The 19574-nt window shown below is 74.4% G+C and carries 14 protein-coding genes; 8 read left to right on the forward strand and 6 right to left on the reverse strand.

Annotated elements, in window-relative coordinates; genetic code table 11:
- Positions 1-100: 100 nt before the first annotated feature.
- From BMX74_RS08020 to BMX74_RS08040, 5 genes are all read left to right on the forward strand, one after another.
- Positions 101-697, forward strand: coding sequence for a DUF3000 domain-containing protein (locus BMX74_RS08020; RefSeq protein WP_055505928.1), 597 nt, complete (start codon positions 101-103; stop codon positions 695-697).
- Between the two features lie 45 nt (positions 698-742).
- A complete protein-coding gene (locus BMX74_RS08025; RefSeq protein WP_091099318.1) occupies positions 743-1969 on the forward strand; it encodes a ribonuclease D in 1227 nt (408 codons plus the stop codon).
- Between the two features lie 98 nt (positions 1970-2067).
- Complete coding sequence (locus tag BMX74_RS08030) at positions 2068-3213, forward strand: Gfo/Idh/MocA family protein (RefSeq protein WP_091099320.1); 1146 nt, start codon at positions 2068-2070, stop codon at positions 3211-3213.
- Positions 3210-4373 carry a dihydrodipicolinate synthase family protein gene (locus BMX74_RS08035; RefSeq protein ID WP_055505931.1) on the forward strand — a complete coding sequence of 388 codons (1164 nt, stop codon included), beginning with the start codon at positions 3210-3212 and terminating at the stop codon, positions 4371-4373. The genes BMX74_RS08030 and BMX74_RS08035 overlap by 4 nt, the downstream gene beginning before the upstream one ends.
- Positions 4370-5239, forward strand: coding sequence for a sugar phosphate isomerase/epimerase family protein (locus BMX74_RS08040; protein ID WP_055505932.1), 870 nt, complete (start codon positions 4370-4372; stop codon positions 5237-5239). Before BMX74_RS08035 ends, BMX74_RS08040 begins: the two co-directional genes overlap by 4 nt.
- Here BMX74_RS08040 and BMX74_RS08045 read toward each other — a convergent pair.
- The 6 genes from BMX74_RS08045 to BMX74_RS08070 form a co-directional block, all read right to left on the reverse strand.
- The gene (locus tag BMX74_RS08045) at positions 5209-7884 is read right to left on the reverse strand and encodes a PEP/pyruvate-binding domain-containing protein (protein WP_091099321.1); all 2676 of its coding nucleotides are present in this window, start codon (positions 7882-7884) and stop codon (positions 5209-5211) included. The genes BMX74_RS08040 and BMX74_RS08045 overlap by 31 nt on opposite strands.
- Before the next feature lie 85 nt (positions 7885-7969).
- Positions 7970-8875, reverse strand: coding sequence for an alkaline phosphatase family protein (locus BMX74_RS08050; RefSeq protein WP_055505934.1), 906 nt, complete (start codon positions 8873-8875; stop codon positions 7970-7972).
- Between the two features lie 8 nt (positions 8876-8883).
- Positions 8884-9657, reverse strand: coding sequence for a sugar phosphate isomerase/epimerase family protein (locus BMX74_RS08055; RefSeq protein ID WP_055505935.1), 774 nt, complete (start codon positions 9655-9657; stop codon positions 8884-8886).
- A 121-nt stretch (positions 9658-9778) separates the two neighbouring features.
- The gene (locus BMX74_RS08060) at positions 9779-10771 is read right to left on the reverse strand and encodes a LacI family DNA-binding transcriptional regulator (RefSeq protein WP_236714950.1); all 993 of its coding nucleotides are present in this window, start codon (positions 10769-10771) and stop codon (positions 9779-9781) included.
- Between the two features lie 729 nt (positions 10772-11500).
- Complete coding sequence (locus BMX74_RS08065) at positions 11501-12871, reverse strand: hypothetical protein (RefSeq protein WP_091099324.1); 1371 nt, start codon at positions 12869-12871, stop codon at positions 11501-11503.
- Between the two features lie 848 nt (positions 12872-13719).
- A complete protein-coding gene (locus BMX74_RS08070; protein WP_236714951.1) occupies positions 13720-15273 on the reverse strand; it encodes an LCP family protein in 1554 nt (517 codons plus the stop codon).
- 180 nt (positions 15274-15453) lie between these two features.
- On the opposite strand from BMX74_RS08070, the gene BMX74_RS08075 reads away from it, so the two are divergent.
- The 3 genes from BMX74_RS08075 to BMX74_RS08085 are packed head-to-tail and all read left to right on the forward strand — an operon-like array spanning position 15454 to position 19517.
- Positions 15454-16194 carry a hypothetical protein gene (locus BMX74_RS08075; protein WP_143078586.1) on the forward strand — a complete coding sequence of 247 codons (741 nt, stop codon included), beginning with the start codon at positions 15454-15456 and terminating at the stop codon, positions 16192-16194.
- Between the two features lie 60 nt (positions 16195-16254).
- Positions 16255-17418, forward strand: coding sequence for a thiolase family protein (locus BMX74_RS08080; RefSeq protein ID WP_218153922.1), 1164 nt, complete (start codon positions 16255-16257; stop codon positions 17416-17418).
- Entirely contained in the window at positions 17415-19517 is a 2103-nt protein-coding gene (locus BMX74_RS08085; RefSeq protein WP_091099329.1) for a 3-hydroxyacyl-CoA dehydrogenase NAD-binding domain-containing protein, read from the forward strand. Before BMX74_RS08080 ends, BMX74_RS08085 begins: the two co-directional genes overlap by 4 nt.
- Positions 19518-19574: the final 57 nt, after the last annotated feature.

Raw genomic sequence — 19574 nt, forward strand, 5'->3', positions numbered from 1 at the left:
CACCCGACCGGTTCGCCAGCTCGTTACGGCTTCGGCTTGATCACCAAGGATGAGCACCCCCGTGGTCCCCTTCCGTCCTACTTCGACCTACGCTTCGGCTATGACACTCGGTGACCAGCCGCCGCCTCCCGCCGCGTTCGCGCGCGCCGCGGAGAGCATGCGGCTGTCCGAGGTCAGGCCGGAGATCGAGCTTGAGGAGCTGCCGGCGCCGCAGCGCCTGGCCCCCTACTCCGCGGCGATCGGCGCGTCGGTCTACCGCGACGACGACGAGCTCGCCGTCGGCCGGCTCATCCTGCTGTACGACCCCGACGGCCAGCGCGGCTGGGAGGGCCCCTTCCGCCTGGTCGCGTACGTGCGGGCCGACATGGAGCCCGAGATCACGTCCGACCCGCTGCTCGGGCCCGTCGTCTGGAGCTGGCTGACCGAGGCCCTGGACGCGCGCCACGCCGACTACTCGGCCGCCGGCGGTACCGTGACGAGAGCCGTGTCCGAGGGGTTCGGCAACAAGGCGGACGACCCGGTCAGCACCGAACTGGAGCTGCGCGCCTCCTGGTCGCCCGCCGAGGAGGATCTCTCCGGCCACGTCGCCGCCTGGTGCGACCTGATGTGCCTGGCGGCCGGCATACCGCCGCTCCCTCCCGACGTGGCAGCGCTGCCACGCCGGCGTGAAGATCCGGAGAGTGACCGTACGAAGTGAGGGCACCCGTCAACACCGCACCCACGTCATGAGGCCGGTGAGCTCATGACAGAAGAACGCACCGTCGAACCGCTGCTGGAGCCGCGCGAGGGCATCCCTCCCGTGGTGGCGGACCCCGGCGCGCTGGTCCGCGTCGTCGAGTCGTTCGCCGCGGGCGCCGGCCCGGTGGCGGTGGACGCCGAGCGGGCGTCGGGCTACCGCTACGGCAACCGCGCCTACCTGGTGCAGCTGCGCAGAGCGGGCGCGGGCACCGCGCTGATCGACCCGATCGCCTGCCCCGACCTGTCCGAGCTCGACGCCGCCGTCGCCGACGCCGAGATCGTGCTGCACGCCGCGTCGCAGGACCTCCCCTGCCTGATGGAGGTGGGGTTCCGGCCCCGCACGATGTTCGACACCGAGCTGGCCGGCCGGCTGCTCGGCTACGAGCGCGTGGGGCTCGGCACCATGGTCGAGACCGTGCTCGGCCTGCGGCTGGAGAAGGGCCACTCCGCCGCCGACTGGTCCACCAGGCCGCTGCCCGAGGACTGGCTCAGGTACGCCGCGCTGGACGTCGAGGTCCTGGTGGAGCTGCGCGACGTGCTGCACGGAGAGCTGGAGGAGACGGGGAAGCTGGAGTGGGCGCGCGAGGAGTTCGCCGCCGTGCTCAGGACGCCCCCGCCGGTGCCGCGCTCCGACCCGTGGCGCCGCACGTCCGGCATCCACAAGGTGCGCAGCGTCCGGGCGCTCGCGGTCGTACGCGAGCTGTGGGCGACGCGCGACCGGATCGCCCGCGAGAACGACATGGCCCCCGGCAGGGTGCTGCCGGACGCGGCGATCGTCACGGCCGCGCTGGAGGGCCCGCGGACGAGGAAGGCGCTCACGGAGATCCCGGCGTTCACCCGCAGCGGGGCGCGCCGGTACATGAGCGAGTGGCTGGCGGCCGTGACCAGGGCCAGGACCGTGCCGGAGAGCCAGCTCCCGCAGCCCAGCACGCCGGGCGACGGCCCGCCGCCGCCCAACCGCTGGCCCGACCGCGACCCCGCCGCGGCCAGGCGGCTGGCCGCCGCGCGCGCCGTGGTGGCCGCGCTGGCCGACGAGCACCACATGCCGGCGGAGAACCTGCTCCAGCCGGACGCCGTGCGCCGCCTGACGTGGGAGCCGCCGGCGGAGATCACCGACGACAGCGTACGTGAGCGGCTGCGCGGGCTCGGCGCCCGCGAGTGGCAGCTCGCGCTCACGGCGCATCCCATCGCCAGGGCCCTGGCCAGGCTGGAGACGAAGGGCGAGCTCTAGGGCTCCCCCGCCCCCTCCGCGGTACGGCGCACGCCACTTGACGCTTTCGGTGGCGTCGCCGTACCGTTCGGGAAAGCGCTTTCCCCGAAAGGAAACCCATGAGCGTGCGCACCATCGGCGTCGTGATGAACGGCGTCACCGGACGGATGGGCTACCGTCAGCACCTCGTCCGCTCCGTCCTGGCCATCAACGAGCAGGGCGGTGTCACGCTCTCCGACGGGAGCCGGGTGAAGCTCCGGCCCGTCCTGGTCGGCCGCGACGCCGGCAAGCTCGCCGACATCGCCGCCCGGCACGGCATCGCCGACCTGACCACTGACCTCGACGCGGCCCTCGCCGACGAGGACGCCCTGATCTACTTCGACGCCCAGGTGACCAGCGCCAGGGTGAAGGCCGTGCTGAAGGCCATCGACGCGGGCAAGCACATCTACGCCGAGAAGCCCACGGCAGAGTCCACGCAGGAGGCGGTCGCGCTGGCCGAGGCCGCCGCCGCGAAGGGCGTCAAGAACGGCGTCGTCCAGGACAAGCTGTTCCTGCCCGGCCTGCTGAAGCTGAAGCGGCTCATCGACGGCGGCTTCTTCGGCCGCATCCTGTCGGTGCGCGGCGAGTTCGGCTACTGGGTGTTCGAGGGCGACTGGCAGGAGGCGCAGCGCCCCTCCTGGAACTACCGGGCCGAGGACGGCGGCGGCATCGTGCTCGACATGTTCCCGCACTGGCACTACGTGCTGGAGAACCTGTTCGGCCGGGTCGAGTCGGTCTACGCGCAGGCCGTCACGCACATCCCGAGCCGCGTGGACGAGCAGGGCAGGACGTACCAGGCCACCGCCGACGACGCCGCGTACGGCGTGTTCGGCATCGAGGGCGGCGTCGTCGCCCAGATCAACTCCTCCTGGACGGTCCGGGTCAACCGCGACGAACTGGTGGAGTTCCAGGTGGACGGCACGCACGGCAGCGCCGTCGCCGGGCTGCGCAACTGCCGGGTCCAGCACCGCTCGGCCACGCCGAAGCCCGTCTGGAACCCCGACCTGCCGGTCACCGCCCGCTTCCGCGACGGCTGGCAGGAGGTGCCGGACAACGCCGAGTTCGACAACGGCTTCAAGATCCAGTGGGAGCGGTTCGTCCGGCACGTCCTGGAGGACGCCCCGTTCCCGAACGACTTCGCCTCGGGCGCGCGCGGCGTCCAGCTCGCCGAGCTGGCCCTGCGCTCCTCCGCCGAGGGCCGCAGGATCGAGGTGCCCGCGCTGTGAGGATCGACCTGCCCGGCGGGGCGTACACCCTGCGCGAGCCCGTCGCCTGGCCGGTGGAGGCCGCTCCGGCCGCGAGCCGCGTCGTCTACGCGGCGGCGCACGTCGTGGCCGACCCGCTCGGCGACAACACGCCCGGCTCCCCCGCCGCCGTGGACTGGGAGGCGACCCTCCGCTTCCGCCGCCACCTGTGGTCGCACGGCCTGCGCGTGGCCGACGCCATGGACACCGCGCAGCGCAACATGGGACTCGACTGGGCCGCCACCCGCGAGCTGATCACGCGCAGCGCGCAGGAGGCCCGCGCGTTCGGCGACCCGGCCGCGCTCGTCTCCTGCGGCGCCGGCACCGACCACGCGCCCGGCGCCGGCGACCTGAACACCATCACCGCCGCGTACGCCGAGCAGATCGAGACCGTCCAGGCGGCGGGGGCGGGCGTGATCGTCATGGCGTCGCGGCAGCTCGCCCGCGCCGCGACCGGGCCGCGCGACTACCACCAGGTGTACGGCAAGCTGTTCGGCGTCGCCGAGCGGCCGGTGATCCTGCACTGGCTGGGCGAGATGTTCGACCCGCAGCTCGCCGGCTACTGGGGCTCGCGCGACGTCGCCGAGGCCACCGAGTCGTTCCTCGAACTGGTCCACGCCCACGCCCCGATGGTCGACGGCGTGAAGGTGTCGCTGCTGGACGAGGAGCACGAGGTGCGGCTGCGCGCCGCGCTGCCCGAGGGCGTGCGGCTCTACACCGGCGACGACTTCAACTACCCGTCGCTCATCAGGACCGGCTCGCACGCCCTGCTCGGCATCTTCGACGCGATCGCCCCCGCCGCCGCCGAGGCGCTGCGGGCGCTCGACGCCGCCGAGTCGGCCTCCGGCGAGGAGGACCGCGCCCGGCACCTGGCCAGGTACGACGAGATCCTCGCCCCGACGGTGCCGCTGTCGCGCACGATCTTCGAGGCGCCCACGTACCACTACAAGACCGGCATCGTCTTCCTGGCCTGGCTGAACGGCCACCAGGACGCGTTCGCCATGGTGAACGGCGCCCAGTCGGCCCGCTCGCTGACGCACCTGGCGAAGGTGTTCAGGCTGGCCGACCAGGCGGGCCTGCTCGCCGACCCCGAGCTGGCCGTCCACCGCATGCGGGCGCTGCTGGCGGTGAACGGGCTGTGAGTCTGTCGCTCAACCAGTGGACGACCAGGCGCTGGTCGGTCGCCGAGGCCGTGGACGGCTGCGTCAGGCACGGCCTCCCGGCCATCGGGCTGTGGCGCGAGAAGGTGGCCGAGCAGGGCCTGGCCGAGACGGCCAAGCTGGTGCGCGACGCGGGCCTGCGGGTCTCGTCGCTGTGCCGCGGCGGCTTCCTCACGGCGGGCGGCCTGCCCGGCGAGGAGGGCAGGCGGGCGTTCGCCGAGGCGCTCGACGACAACCGCCGCGCCGTGGACGAGGCGGCCGAACTGGGCGCGGCCTGCCTGGTGATGGTCGTGGGCGGGCTGCCCGGCGTGCGTCCGGGCGAGGCGCTGCCCTCAGGCTTCTCCCGCGACCTCGCGGGCGCGCGCGAACGCGTCGCCGAGGCGCTGTCGGTGCTCGCGCCGTACGCCGGCGAGCGGGGCGTGCGGCTGGCGCTGGAGCCGCTGCACCCGGTCTACTGCCCCGACCGCGCCGTGCTGTCCACGCTCGGCCAGGCGCTCGACCTGAGCCTGCCCTACCCGGAGGAGCAGGTGGGCGTGGTCGTCGACACCTTCCACGTCTGGTGGGACCCGCGGTTGTTCGACGACATCGCGCGGGCCGGCCGCCGCATCGCCTCGTACCAGGTGTGCGACTACCTCCACCCGCTGCCCGAGGACGTGCTGCTCGGGCGCGGCATGATGGGCGACGGGGTGATCGACTTCGCGCCGATCACCCGGGCCGTCCTCGCGGCGGGCTACGACGGCGACGTCGAGGTGGAGATCTTCAACGCCGACGTCTGGGCGGCCGACCCCGACGAGGTGGTGGCGACGATGCGCCGCCGCTACACCGAGGTCGTGCTCGCCGAAGGCTGATCGGGGGCGGCGGGGAGGGTCACGGTGCCGGCGGCGCCGTCCACCGTGATCTCCTGGCCGCCGCGCACGCGGCGCGTCGCGTCGGGCACGCCGACGACGGCGGGGATGCCGTACTCCCTGGCCACCACCGCGCCGTGCGACATCGCGCCGCCCATCTCCATGACCAGCCCGCCCGCCGTGAGGAACAGCGGCGTCCAGCCGGGGTCGGTCGACGGGCAGACGAGGACCTCGCCGGGCTCCAGGTGGGCGCCCACCGGGTCGAGCACCACGCGGGCGGGGCCCGTGACGGTGCCCGCCGAGGCGGGCGTCCCGGTCAGCACGCCGTCCCGGTGGCCGCCCGCGGGCCGGAGGAGGGTCTCGGGCTCGGTGCCGTCGGAGAGCAGAACCCTGGGCACGTGCCGGCGGCGCGACTCCCGCTCGTACACCTGCCTGCGCTCCGCGACGAGCGCCCGCAGGTCGCCGCCGCCCAGCGCCGCGCGGGCCTCCTCCAGGCGCAGGAAGAACACGTCCTCGGGGGCCTCCAGCCCGCCCTCGGCGGCCAGGTGGGCGCCGACGGCGAGCAGGCTCGCCCGCACCGCCGCCAGCGTCCTGACCGCGTGGAACTTGGGCAGCTCGCGCAGCCCCGCGTACATCCTGGTGCGGCCCAGCGCGTAGCGGGTGAGGGCGGCCCGCAGCGGGCCGCGGCGGCGCGCGGCCGAGACCGCCCGCTCCACGGCGGCCCGCGCCCGCAGCTCGCCCCTCGCGAACAGCGCGTCGGGGGCCGTGCCGTCGGCCTCCATGCGGCGGCGGTCGGCGCGCAGGTAGTTGGACAGCACGCCGAGGACGTGCGCGGGGTCCTCCGACCAGCGCGGCACGCCGAGGTCGATCTCCGCGACGCCGCGGTGCCCGTACCTGCGCAGGAAGGCGGCGATCTCGCGCTGGGCGGTGGGGGGCAGCGTCCCCGCCCGGTAGCGGCGCGCCAGCTCCTCCGCCGGCTCCGTCCTGAACGGCTCCGGCTCGACGCGGGTGGCGAGCTCCCACAGGGCGAGGTCCATCTCGGTGGTCGGGTTGCGCGGGACGCTGCGCAGGACGTCCTGGAGCTCGGCCATGGACGTCCCGCACAGCCTGGACGCCAGCGCGAACAGCCCGTACCCGGTGATGACGATCGGCATGATCGACAGGACGGCCGGGAACGCGGTGCGCAGCGTGCGCACGGCGTGGTCGATCCGCTCGGCGGGAGTGGCTCCGTCCGGGACGCGCAGCCGCGCCTCCAACTCCTCCCCCACCCGGGCGGTGTAGGCGAGCGCGGCGCGCGGCCGGGCGAGCGCCTGGAACACCCGCGCCGGGGCGTGGACGCGGCGGGCGAAACGGGCGAACCCCCGCACCGCGGGCCGCAGGTCCCTGTGGACGACCGACAGCCGCGGGTCGCCCGCCAGCCCGTCGAGGACGGCCTTGGCCCGCGCCTCGCCGAGGGTCAGCAGGCGCGGCAGGATCACCCGGCCCGCCCTGCTGCGCACCGCCGTGGTGACGTCGAGCCAGAGCCGCTGCCCCGACTCGGCCATGACCGGCGGGCCGGACAGCGGGTCGGCGGGCCCGTACCCGAACAGGGCGGTGCCGCCCGCGCCGAAGAGCCTGACGGCCGACAGCCCCATCGGGGTGAGCGGGCCCATGACGCCCTGGGCGACGTTGAAGGAGAAGTAGACGCGCAGCCCGTCGCGGCGGCTCTCGGGCAGCGGGTAGAGGGTGGTGATCGGCCTGGACTGGGTGAGCCAGAGCGTGCCGCGGTGGTCGAGGGCCCACTCGGTGTCCTGCGGCGCGCCGAAGTGGTCCTCGACGCGGGCCGCGAGGGCGGCCAGCTCGCGCGCCTCGGCGTCGGTGAGACACGGGCGACCCGCGCCCATGCCCGCACTCGTTCCCGCTCCCACGCCCGTGCCCGTTCCCGCGCCCGTTCCCGCGCCGCCCGCGTGGCGCTCGCGGATCTCGCCGGTCGCGACGTCCACGACGAAGCGGTCGGGGTCGACCGCGCCGGAGACGACGGCGTCGCCGAGCCCCGGGGCGGCGTCGATGACGGCCTCGCGCCGCCGCCCCGTCACCGGGTTGGCGGTGAACATCACCCCGGCGACCCTGGCGTCCACCATCGCCTGGACGACCACCGCGAGCCGCACCCGGTCGTGGCCGACGCCCTGGGACTCCCGGTAGGCGACGGCGCGGTCGGTCCACAGGGAGGCCCAGCAGCGGCGGACCGCGTCGAGCACCGCCTCGCCGCCGACGACGTTCAGGTACGTGTCCTGCTGACCGGCGAAGCTGGCGAACGGCAGGTCCTCGGCCGTCGCCGAGGAGCGCACGGCGACGGGCACGTCGTCGCCGAGCGCCGCGTATCGGCTGAGGATCTCCTCCCGCACCGCGCCGGGCACGGGGGCCTCCAGCAGCAGGGCTCTGGCGCGCGCCGCGAGGGCCGTGCCGCCGGTGGAGCCGCCCGCCGCGACGAGCTCGTCCAGCGCGCCGCCCAGACCGTCGGCCACCTGCCGGTACGCCTCCGTGGTGAGCACCCACCCGGGCGGAACCGGCAGCCCCGCCCTGACGAGCTCGCCGAGGTTGGCCGCCTTGCCGCCCACCTCGTCCGGCATGCCGCCGTCGATCTCGCAGAGGTCCAGAGCCGTCTTCATGGGGTCGCTCCCGCTGTCCGCCGTCCTGTCCCCCCAGTGTCGTCCTCCGGCGACCAGAATTCAACAGGTGATGAAAGAAGGTGGCTCAGACCTCCAGGACGCCGCCGTCCAGGTCCCAGCCCGGATCGACGGCCACCCCGAGCAGGGACAGCGCCGTGGGGGCCACGTCCACCAGCCGGGGCGCGCCCAGCGACCGGCCGCCGAGGTCGTCGCCCAGGCGGTTGGCGATGACGAAGACCGTCCGCTCCTCGTCCGACACGCCGCCGTGGCCGCCCTCGTCGACATGACCGTGGTCGGTGGTGACGAGCACCGTCCAGCGCTCCCGGGAGGGGCGGGAGCGCACGGCGTCGAGCAGGCGGCCGAGGTAGGCGTCCTGGGTGTGGAGCGCGGCGGCGTACTCCGGGCAGAACGCGCCCAGCTCGTGGGCCACCTCGTCGGTGTCGCCCAGGTAGACGAACGTCAGGTCGGGGCCCGCCTCCGCGAGGTGGCGCTCGGCCGCCGCCGCGAGGCGCTCGTCGGCGGCGGCGAAGGTGAGGGCGAAGCCGTCCAGGACGTGGCGGTGGTCGATCGCGGGGCCGAACGCGCCGTGCTCGTCCAGGGCCGCCCAGGAGAAGAACGCGGAGGTGGCGAGGTCGGGCCGGGCGTCCTTGGCCCGCGTCAAGAAGTCCGGAAATTTCTGGAACTGTGCACCGCTGAAGCCGTTGTCCACGACGCCGTGCTTGTCGGGCCACACGCCGGTCGCGATGGACGACCACCCGGGCCCCGAGTCGGTACGCGACCGGATGCCCGGACCCTCGGGGGCGGGCTCGGGGACGACCTCGCCGGGCGACTCGGTGCGGGGCGCGCCGGGTTCGCCGTAGGGGAGCTTGCTGGTGCCGTACGCGCCGGAGGACATGAGCGCGCCGAGGACGGGCGGGTCGATCGCGACGAGGCGGTCGAAGCGCAGGCCGTCCATCCCGACGACGAGCACCTTGTCAATGAAGTCGGACATCCTCCTATCTAAGCGGTGAAACGCCGCACCCACGCGGCGGCGCCGGGCAGGATCTCCTCGACCGGCGCGACCTGCGGATACCAGGTGCGCTCCCACTCCAGCGACACCCACCCGCCGTAGCCCGCCGCGCGCAGCAGCTCGCCCGACTCCTCCAGCGGGACCGAGCCCGACCCCATCGGCACGGGCGTGGTGTCGCGGGCCGAGACGGCGTCCTTGACCTGCACGCAGCGCAGGTGCGGGCCCAGCGCGGCGAGCGTGGCGGCCGGCTCCTCGCCGTGCCGCCAGGGGTGGAGGAGGTCCCAGATCGCGCCCGCGGCGTCCGGGAGATCGGCGGTGTCGAGCAGCCCCGCCACGGCCGCGCCCGTCGCCATCTCGTCGTGCGTCTCCACCAGCACCAGCCGGCCGAGGGCCGCGGCCTCCCCTGCCACCGCCCCGAGCCTGCGCGCGCCCACCTCCGGGTCGGCGCCGCCGGGGAACACGCGCACACCCGGCGCGTCCAGGTCGGCGGCCAGGCGCAGGTCCGCGAGGAGCGCCTCGACGACCGGCTCGTCCGGGCCGGGCGCGCAGACGCGGACGTACCCGGCGAGCGCCGACACCTCCAGGCCCGCGGCCTCGATCCGCCGCCGCACCGAGCGGCGCTCCTGCTCGGAAAGCCCCGCGTGCACGCCCGTGTCGGGGTGCAGCCGCAGCTCCAGCCCCTCGCACCCGTGCCCGCCGGCGATCTCGATCGCCCGCTCCAGCCCTTCCCCCGGCATCCCCAGGGTGCTGACCGCCAGCCTCATGCGTTCCTCCTCCTCGTCCGTCCCGACGGCCCGCCGGAACGCTTCGACTTCCTGCCGGAACGCTTCGAGCGCTCCACGGGCCCCGGCCTTCCCGCCGACCCGCCTCGCCGCGCACCGGCGGTCAGGACAGCCTCCTGACGCTCTCGCGGAGCACGACCTCGCCCTCGACCTGCTCGACCACCGGGGTGTCGCTCTCACGCAGCGCCAGCTCCAGCGCCCGCGCGCCCATGTCCTTCAGCGGCAGCCGGACGGTCGTCAGCGCCGGGACATGATCACGCAGCGTGACGATGTCGTCGAAACCGGCCACCGACACGTCCTCGGGCACCCGCACGCCGCCCTCCCTGTAGGCCGCCAGCGCCCCCACCGCCATGACGTCGTTCACCGCGAACACGCAGGTGGCGTCGCCCACCTCCCGGGCCGCCGCGTGGCCGCCGTCACGGTCGAACGGCCCGTGGACGACGCGGGGCGCGGGCAGGCCCAGCTCCTCCACCGCCGCGCAGAACCCGGCGCAGCGGTCCGCCGCGGTCATGAGGTGCTCGGGCCCGGCCAGCACCGCGAACCTCCTGTGCCCCAGCCCGGCCAGCGCCCTGGCCAGCGCGCCCGCGCCCGCCCGGTTGGCGGGCGCGACGGTGTCGACCCCCAGGAGGTCCTGGCCCACGCAGGCCACCCGGCCGCCGCTCTCGCGGTACTTGGCCAGCTCGTCGCGCAGGCGGCCGGTCACGCCAGGGTCGGCCACGCGCGAGCCGACCAGCAGCACCGCGCGTACGCGCTGCGCGCTCAGGGTGGAGACGTACGCGATCTCCTGCTCGGGGTCGCGGTGCGTGGTGCCGACCATGACGAGCATGCCCTCGCCCTCCGCGGCCCGCATGGCGCCGTCGGCGAGGGCCGCGAAGTACGGGTCCGTCAGGTCGTGCACCACGATGCCGATGACGTTGCTCGCGCCCCTCGCCAACGTCTGGGCCGCGATGTTGGCGCGGTAGCCCAGCTCGTCGGCCGCCCGCTCGACGCGGGCGCGCAGGGCGGCCCCCACCTGGCGGGTGCTGCCGTTGAGCACCCGCGAGGCGGTGGCGAGTGAGACGCCCGCCTGCTTGGCGACGTCCTCAAGCGTGACCACGAGACCTCCCGGAAAGCGGTTTCCAGTCTGCCAGACCAGCTCCTGGCTCCGCATCCTCGCACGTCTCAACACCAGCCCGGACAGAACCGCACCCCCTGGACGCGCCCGCGAGCGCCAACAGGCCGAAGCAGCAGGCGACCCGCGGCCCGGAGGAACGGCCGACCGTCCCACCGCGAGTGTCGGCGACACTGCCGCACCGGTCGGGCCGGCAGGCCAGGTGCCGAGATCGGCAGGTGACCGGAACCGGCCGGACCAGCACGCCCAACAGCCGGGAGCGGCGGTCGAGCAAGCCCGCGCCCGGCATCGACGCTGCTGCACCGGTTGGACCAGCGGGCCGAATACCGAGATCAGCACGCGACCGCAACCGGCCGGACCGGCGCCCTCAGCGGCCGGAAAGGGCGGGCGGCACCGGGCGGCACCGGCAGACCTGTAGCACGGCCAGGACCGGCGGGCAGCGCGCCGAGGTGGGCATGCGGCCGGGCGACGGGGCGGGCGACGGGCCTGGGCTGTGGCCGGGATGGGCGACGGGCGGGGACTTGGCTGCGGGCCCGGGCCGTGGCCAAGGTGGGCGACGGGCCCGGGCCGTGGCCAAGGTGGGCGACGGGCCTGGGCCATGGCCCGGGTGGGCGACGGGCCTGGGCTGTGGCCGGGATGGGCGACGGGCCTGGGCTGTGGCCGGGATGGGCGACGGGCCTGGGCCGTGGCCGGGGTGGGAGGCCGGGGGGCGGGTCAGGTCCAGGGGAAGAGGATGTCGAACAGGCCCTTCTGCGACTCCGACGGGGTCGGGGCGGGCTGCGAGGCGGGCGGCTGCTCGGGCCCGCTGCTCGGCTGCTGGGCCTCCGGCTCCTTGCTGGCCTTCTGCTCCTGCGGCTGCCCCTGCTGATCCTGGCCGTCCGTGCCGGTGTCGGCGACGTCGCCCTGCGGGTCGCGGGTGGCGGGCCCGGAGGTCGGCCTGGTCGTCGGCCGGACGGTGCGGGTCGGCGTGGGGCGCGCCTCGGGCGTGCGCGTGGGCCTGACCCTCGTGACCGTCGCGGACGGCGCCGGGGTTTCGGACGTCGCCGGCGGGGTGTCGGAGACGACGGGTTCGGGGTCGTCCTCCACCGGCTCCTCCGTCAGGGGCGGCTCGCTCGGGATGGTCACCTCGCCCGCGCTCGCGCAGGTGCGTCCCGCGCAGGGGTCGTCGGAAGAGGTGCCGGTCAGCAGCCAGCCGGCCCCGCCGACGAGCACCACCGCGGCGGCGGCCACGAGCAGGACCCGGCCGCGACGGCGCCGCTCGCCGCGCCGCGGCTCGGGGGCGTCGGCGTCGTCCGTCCAGCCGGAGCCGAGGAAGCCGCGCCGCGGCTCGCCGGCCTGCTCACCGGTCTGCTCGGCGTCCTTCTCGTCGTCCTGCGGCTCGTAGCCTCGGTAGAGGGGCAGGTAGGCGAGGTCGTCGTCCTCGCCGCCCCGGTCGCCCGCGGCGTCCGCCCTGCCCTGCCCGTCGGCGCCGGCCGCCGACTCCTGGGGGCCGGTGGCGGCGCCGAGGCCGCCGATGGAGAAGCCATCCGCGCCGCTGGTGGCGCCGAGGCCGCCGACCGCGAAGCTGTCGGACCGGCCGGACGAGCCCGGACCGCCGAGCGCCTGATCGTCCGGGCCGGTGGTGGCGCCGAGGCCGGTCAGGGCCGCGAGGCCGTCCGCGCCCGAGGCCGCGCCGTCGAGGCCCAGGGTGACCCCGGGCTCGCCGGACGCGCCCATCCCCGTGCCGCCACCTGCGGCGCCGAGGCCGGCGGGCTGGGTGCCTCCGGGCTCGTCCAGCACGTCGCGGGCGCCCGCGGGCTCGTCCAGGACGTCCCGGACGTCGTGGAGGCCGTGGGAGGCCCCGAGAACGTCCCTGCCCGTGGCGTAGCCGTCGGAGGCGGCGTCGCCGCGCGTCGCCGCACCGGTGAGGCCGGAGACGCCCGAGGGGCCGGAAAGGTACGTCTCCGGGCCGTCGGCCTGGATCGCGGGCTGCTCGTCGGTGTCCTCCGTGCTCCAGCGCGGGGACAGCACGTCGCCGGTCATCTCGGGATCCCGCGACCTGCCCTGGGCGTCCTCGTACGGCCTGTCGTTGTCGTCGCGCGCCACGGTGGAACCTCTCTAGCTCGAATTCGGACCGCCCTTTCCTACCATTCCTTGTCCGGAAATTTCACTTGTTTCCCTAAAGTCACTCTCCGTAACAATCGCCCTGTCAGCGGCCCCGGCGGGCCCGCTTGAAGCGCGTACGGCGATGGAACGATCCGCGGCGCGGACGGACCCCGTCCACGGCCCTCAGGAGTGATCGCAGGGACGCCGCCATGAGCGGCCGACCCGCCCCGGATCGCGGTGGAGACCGAGAAGGCGACCAGCCGCCCGCCGGGGAACGCGCCGAGGGCGAAGGTCCGCGAGAGGAGGAGGCGAGGAGCGCCGTGGCGGTTCCTGGCGCATCCCGGCCGGCGGAGACGAACGGCACCCGCGCGCAGCCGGGCACGCCTCGCCGGCAACGCCCCAGACGGCGAGCACCGTCACGGCCCCGGCGATATGCACGTCAGGCCCGGAACGCGGACGACCACACGGCCCGGACGGTCCATACGTCACGCCCAGACGGCGAGCACCGTCACGGCCCCGGCGATCCGTACGTGAGGCCCGGAACGCGGACGACGACACGGCCCCGACCCTCCGTACGTCACGCCCGGACCATGAGCGGCGTCACGGCCCCGACCGTCCGTACGTCACGCCCGGACCATGAGCGGCGTCACGGCCCCGACCGTCCATACGTCACGCCCGGACCATGAGCGTCACGGCGGCGGGAGGCCGGTGGTCGTGACGGCGGCGCTCTTCGCCGCGATGCGGGCGCTCGCGGCCGTGTGGGACGCCCACCGCCCTCCGAGGCGGGCACGATACTGCCGCCGCCGGGTCTCCCGCCCCGAGGACCGCCCGGCAGGGACGGGCGGCCGTCAGAGGCAGGGGTTGGTGCTGCTGTCGACGACCTTGTCCTTGAGGGAGCTGGGGATCGCGGACATGACCCGGACGCCCGGCCAGTCGGCGCCGATGACGAGCTGGACGACCGGCCCCGTGGGCATCTTGGTGACGTCGCTCTTGTACGCCTCCACGGTGAGCGGCTTGATCTTGCCTGCCGTCGGCGTGCGCTTGTCCTTGGACAGCCGCGCCGCGACGGTGTCGGCGTAGGCCGCCCCCTGGGCGTCCTTCTTGCCGTAGCGGATCGCGGTGGTGGCGGTGGCGGCGACGTTGCCGACGTGGGTGACGACGAAGCCCTGGTCGGCCAGTTCGGCGGCGACCTGGGCGGCCTTGCCGGACTCGCCGCTGCCGTTGAACACCTGGACGCGCACCTGGTCGTGCTCGATCTTCGGCCCGGCGGAGGCGCCCGGCTTGGGGCTGGCGGTGACCTCGACGTCGTTGCGGACGCTGTCGAAGAAGTTGCGGGCGTCGGGCTGCTTGAACTGCACGCGGTTCTTGTCGGCCGGGTACGCCTCGACGGGCACGGTGATGCCCTTGAGCTCCTTGGCGCTGAGCCCTCTGACGCTGTTGGCGATCTCGAGCATCCGGTCGAGCGTCAGGTGGGTGTCGACGGTGACGGTCTTGGTGGCGGCCTGGAGGAAGTCGTTGAGCTTGCCGGGGTCGGTGAGCAGGCCGCCGTCGGTGACCTTCTCCATGACCTTGGTGAGGAACACCTGCTGGCGCTGGATGCGGCCGAGGTCGCTGCCGTCGCCGAGGGCGTAGCGGGTGCGGACGTAGCCGAGCGCCTGCTCGCCGCTGACGACGTGCTTGCCGGCGCTCAGCACCAGCTTGGCCTTGGGGTCGTTGACGGCCTTGGGCAGGCAGACCTCGATGCCGCCGAGCGCGTCGATGATGCCTTTGAAGCCGGTGAAGTCGACCTTCACGAAGTGGTCGACGTGCAGCTGGGTGATCGACTCGATCGTCCTGATGGTGCACTTGATGCCGCCGTCGTTGAAGGCGGCGTTGATCTGGCGCAGCCCGGCCGGGATGACCCCGCCGCCCGGCTTGTCGCAGGTGGGGACCATGACCATGGAGTCGCGCGGGAAGCTGATCATGGTTGCCTTGTCCCGGTTGGGGGAGATGTGCAGCAGCATGATCGTGTCGGTGCGCTCGCCCAGGCCCTGGGACTTCGCGCCGTACCTCTTGTTCGCGCCCTCGCGGGAGTCGGAGCCGACGAGCAGGACGTTGAGCGCGCCCGTCTCGGGGGGCCGGTTGTCGCCGAGGTCGCCGACGTCCTCCCTGTTGATGTTGGCGTCGAGGCTGCGGTAGTAGCCGTAGGCCCCGAGCGTGCCGAGCGTGAGCACGCCGGTGAGCGCGATGCTCACCCACCCCATCACGGTGACCTTGCCGCGCCGCGGCTCCTTGCGCGAGCGCCGCCCGCCCGGGCGGCCGCCGGGCGGCTCCTGGTGCGAACCGCGCCCGTCCGCCCGGCCGCCGGAGGCCGGGGTGCCACCGTGACGGCTCCGAACTGCGATGTCCCGGTACTCGCTCACGCAGTCCCTTTCACGCGAGGGATCGGCTCGCGCTCGTGCTCGGAAACAGACGCCTCATGGAAGGTTGCCAGCATGCTAGCGCCCCCGGGGGCGTGATCAGGCGGCCGTACGGGGAACTCGTCACACAGATGCACGCGAACGGCACGCGTCACTACAGTCCGTGACGCCATCATGGCAGTCATGCTCTTGACGGAAATGACGCCCCCTCCAGGCGCCGACTCGGTGGCGCTGCTGCGCGCCAGGGCCGGGGCGGCCCGGCGTGCCGCCTGCGCCTGCCTCATGGCCGTACTGGCTCTGCTGCCGGCGGCCGGGCTGCTGGCCGACCGCGCGGGCACGGCCCAGCAGGCGCTGCCGCCCGCCGTGCTGTCGCTGGCGGTGTTCCTGGGCGGCCTGCCCGCGCTCGCCGTCACGCAGGCGGTCTGGGGCGCGCGGGCCGAGCTGCTGCGGCGGCGCGAGCGCGAGCTGTACGGGGTGGCGCGCTCGGCCCGGCTGTGGCCGCTCACGAGGCCTGCCGTGGCGCTGGGGTGGGCGGTGACGCTGCTGCTCGGCTGTACGGTGCCCGGGCTGTTCCGCGCGGCGGGCCGCGACGCGCTGGCGGGCACGCTGAACTGGGTGATCGAGACGACGGCGACGGCGCTGGCGGCGGCGGGGGCGGTGGCCGGGGTGTGGCTGCTGTTCTCCTGGGCAAAGGAGGCGGCGGGGATGCGCACGCGCGCCGGTCGGCCCGGGGGTTCGCCAGGCGACCCGTGGGATCCGGGCCCCGGCGCGCGCCCCCACGGGACGGCGGCCCTGTGGGCCTGCGCCGCGGCGGCGGACGTGGGGCTGGTCGCGGCCCGCGCCCACCTCTGGGAGCCGTCCACCGGTCTGGTCTGCGCGCTGCTCGCGGCGGCCCTCGCGTGCGCAGTAGTTACTGACGAGTAGCATAGGGCGGGAAGCAGTCCAGCAACGAGGAGCGAATCCGTGCCTTCCTCTCGTGACGTCGTGTTCGTGGACGGCGTGCGCACACCTTTCGGCAGGTCAGGACCGAAAGGGCTGTACGCGGAGACCCGCGCGGACGACATGGTCGTCCGCGTCATCCGTGAGCTCATGCGGCGCAACCCCGCCCTGCCGCCCGAGCGCGTGGACGAGGTCGCCATCGCCGCGACCACCCAGATCGGCGACCAGGGCCTGACCATCGGCCGCTCCGCCGCCGTGCTCGCCGGGCTGCCCAAGACGGTGCCCGGCTACGCGATCGACCGCATGTGCGCGGGCGCGATGACGGCCGTCACGACGGTCGCGGGCGGCATCGCGTTCGGCGCGTACGACGTCGCCATCGCGGGCGGCGTCGAGCACATGGGCCGCCACCCCATGGGCGAGGGCGTCGACCCGAACCCGCGGTTCCTGTCGGAGAAGCTGGTCGACCCGAGCGCGCTCGTCATGGGCATGACCGCCGAGAACCTGCACGACCGCTACCCGGCCGTCACCAAGGAGCGCGCCGACGCGTACGCCGTGCTCTCGCAGGAGAAGACGGCCAAGGCGTACGCCGACGGCAAGATCCAGCCTGACCTGGTGCCGACGGCCGTGCGCACCGCGGAGAAGGGCTGGGGCCTGGCGGTCGAGGACGAGGCGCCCCGCCCCGGCACCACGATGGAGGCGCTGGCCGGGCTGAAGACGCCGTTCCGCCCCCACGGCAGGGTGACGGCGGGCAACTCCTCGGGCATCAACGACGGCGCCACCGGCTGCGTCGTGGCCGCCGCCGACGTGGCCGCGGAGCTGGGCCTGACGCCGAAGATGCGGCTCGTGTCGTACGCGTTCGCCGGGGTCGACCCGGAGGTCATGGGCGTCGGCCCGATCCCGTCAACGGAGCGCGCGCTGCGCCTGGCCGGGCTCGGCATCGGCGACATCGGCCTGTTCGAGATCAACGAGGCGTTCGCCGTCCAGGTGCTGGCCTTTCTCGACCACTTCGGCATCGCCGACGACGACCCGCGCGTGAACCCCTACGGCGGCGCGATCGCGTTCGGCCACCCGCTCGCCTCCTCGGGCGTGCGGCTGATGACGCAGCTCGCGCGTCAGTTCGGCGAGCGTCCCGACGTGCGTTACGGCATCACCACGATGTGCGTCGGCATGGGCATGGGCGGCACCGTGATCTGGGAGAACCTGGCATGAGCAACGTCGGCGAACTCGAGACCTGGCGCGCCCTGCTGGGCGCGCGCGACACCGGCGAGGTGGTCACCAAGGCGCTGGTGCGCGACGTCGCGCTGCCCGGCGGCGCGGGCACGATGGCCCTGATCACGCTGGACAACGGCTTCGACCACACCAAGCCGAACACGTTCGGGCCGCAGGGGCTGCTCGCGCTCGACGCCGCGCTGACGGAGATCGCCGCGCGCACCGACCTCGCCGCCGTCGGCGTGACGGGCAAGCCGTTCATCTTCGCGGTCGGCGCCGACCTCAAGGCGGCCGCGACCGTCGCCTCGCGCGAGGAGGCGCTGGCCATCGGCGGGCTGGGCCACCACGTCTTCCGCCGGCTGGGCGAGTTGTCCGTGCCGTCCTTCGCGTTCGTGAACGGGGCGGCGATGGGCGGCGGGCTGGAGATCGCGCTGCACTGCACGTACCGGACGATCTCCTCGGGCGTGCCGGCGGTGGCGCTGCCGGAGTGCTTCCTCGGCCTGGTGCCGGGCTGGGGCGGCACGCAGCTCCTCCCCCGGCTGATCGGCCCGGCGGGGGCGATCAAGCTGATCATCGAGAACCCGCTGTCGCAGAACCGCATGATCAAGGGGGCGCAGGCGTACGAGCTGGGCGTCGCCGACGCCGTGTTCGAGCCGGCGGACTTCCTGGAGGAGTCGCTGCGCTGGGCGGCCCGCGTGCTCACCGGCGAGGTGACGGTGGAGCGCCCCGGGCACGACTCCGACGACTGGGACAAGGCGGTCGCCGACGCGCGCTTCCTGGTGGACATGAAGCTGCGCGGCGCCTCCCCCGCGCCGTACCGGGCGCTCGACCTCATCGCCAAGGCCCGTGTGGCGGGCCGCGACGAGGGTTTCGCCGCCGAGGACGAGGCCCTGGCCGACCTGCTGATGAGCGACGAGCTGCGGGCCGGGCTCTACTCGTTCGACCTGGTGCAGCGGCGTGCCAAGCGGCCGGCGGGCGCGCCGGACAAGGCGCTGGCCCGCAAGGTGACCAAGGTCGGCGTGGTCGGCGCGGGCCTGATGGCCTCGCAGATGGCGCTGCTGTTCGCCCGCCGCCTGGAGGTGCCCGTCGTCATGACGGACCTCGACCGGTCGCGGCTGGACAAGGGCGTCGGCTACGTGCGCGCCGAGGTGGACAAGCTGCTGGCCAAGGGCCGCGTGTCCGAGGACCAGGCCAACCGGCTCAAGGGGCTGGTGAGCGGGTCGCTGACGAAGGACGCGTTCGCCGACGCCGACTTCGTGATCGAGGCCGTCTTCGAGGACATGGCGGTCAAGAAGCAGGTGTTCCGCGAGGTGGAGGCGGTCGTCTCCCCCGAGTGCGTGCTGGCCACGAACACCTCGTCGCTGTCGCTGAGCGAGATGGGCGCCGGCCTGGAGCACCCGGAGCGGCTCGTCGGGTTCCACTTCTTCAACCCGGTCGCGGTCATGCCGCTGCTGGAGATCATCCGCGGCGCCGCCACCGACGACGCCACGCTGGCGACGGCCTTCTCGGTCGGCAGGTCGCTGAAGAAGTCGTCGGTGCTGGTGAAGGACGCCCCGGCGTTCGTGGTCAACCGGCTGCTGACCTGCTTCATGGGCGAGGTCGTCGCCGCCGTGGACGAGGGCACGCCGCTGGAGGTCGCCGAGCACGCGCTCGACGAGCTGGGCCTGCCGATGACACCGTTCGCGCTGCTGCAGCTCGTCGGCCCGGCGGTCGGCCTGCACGTCGCGGAGACGCTGCACGCGGCCTTCCCCGACCGCTTCGGCGTGTCGGAGAACATGGCCAAGCTGGTGGCGGCCGGCAAGCCGGGCGTGTACCGTCCCGACTTCTCGCTCGACCCGGAGGCGGTGGCGCTGTTCTCCGGCGGCGACCGGCCGTCCACCGCCGAGCAGGTGCGTGACCGGGTGCTGGCCGCCCTGTCCAGGGAGATCAGGCTCATGCTGGACGAGGGCGTCGTCGCGGCGCCGCAGGACATCGACCTGTGCATGATCCTGGGCGCCGGCTGGCCGTTCCACCTGGGCGGGATCACCCCGTACCTGGACAGGACGGATCACGCGGAGCCGCGCTTCCTGCCGCCGGGCGTGGCGTCCCTGCCCGCCTGAGCCCCGCTCCCGATCGGCGACGGCGCGCGAGGCCCCCGCGAGGGCCCGCGCGCCGTC

It is taken from the genome of Nonomuraea pusilla (genome assembly GCF_900109355.1).
Lineage (GTDB): Bacteria > Actinomycetota > Actinomycetes > Streptosporangiales > Streptosporangiaceae > Nonomuraea > Nonomuraea pusilla.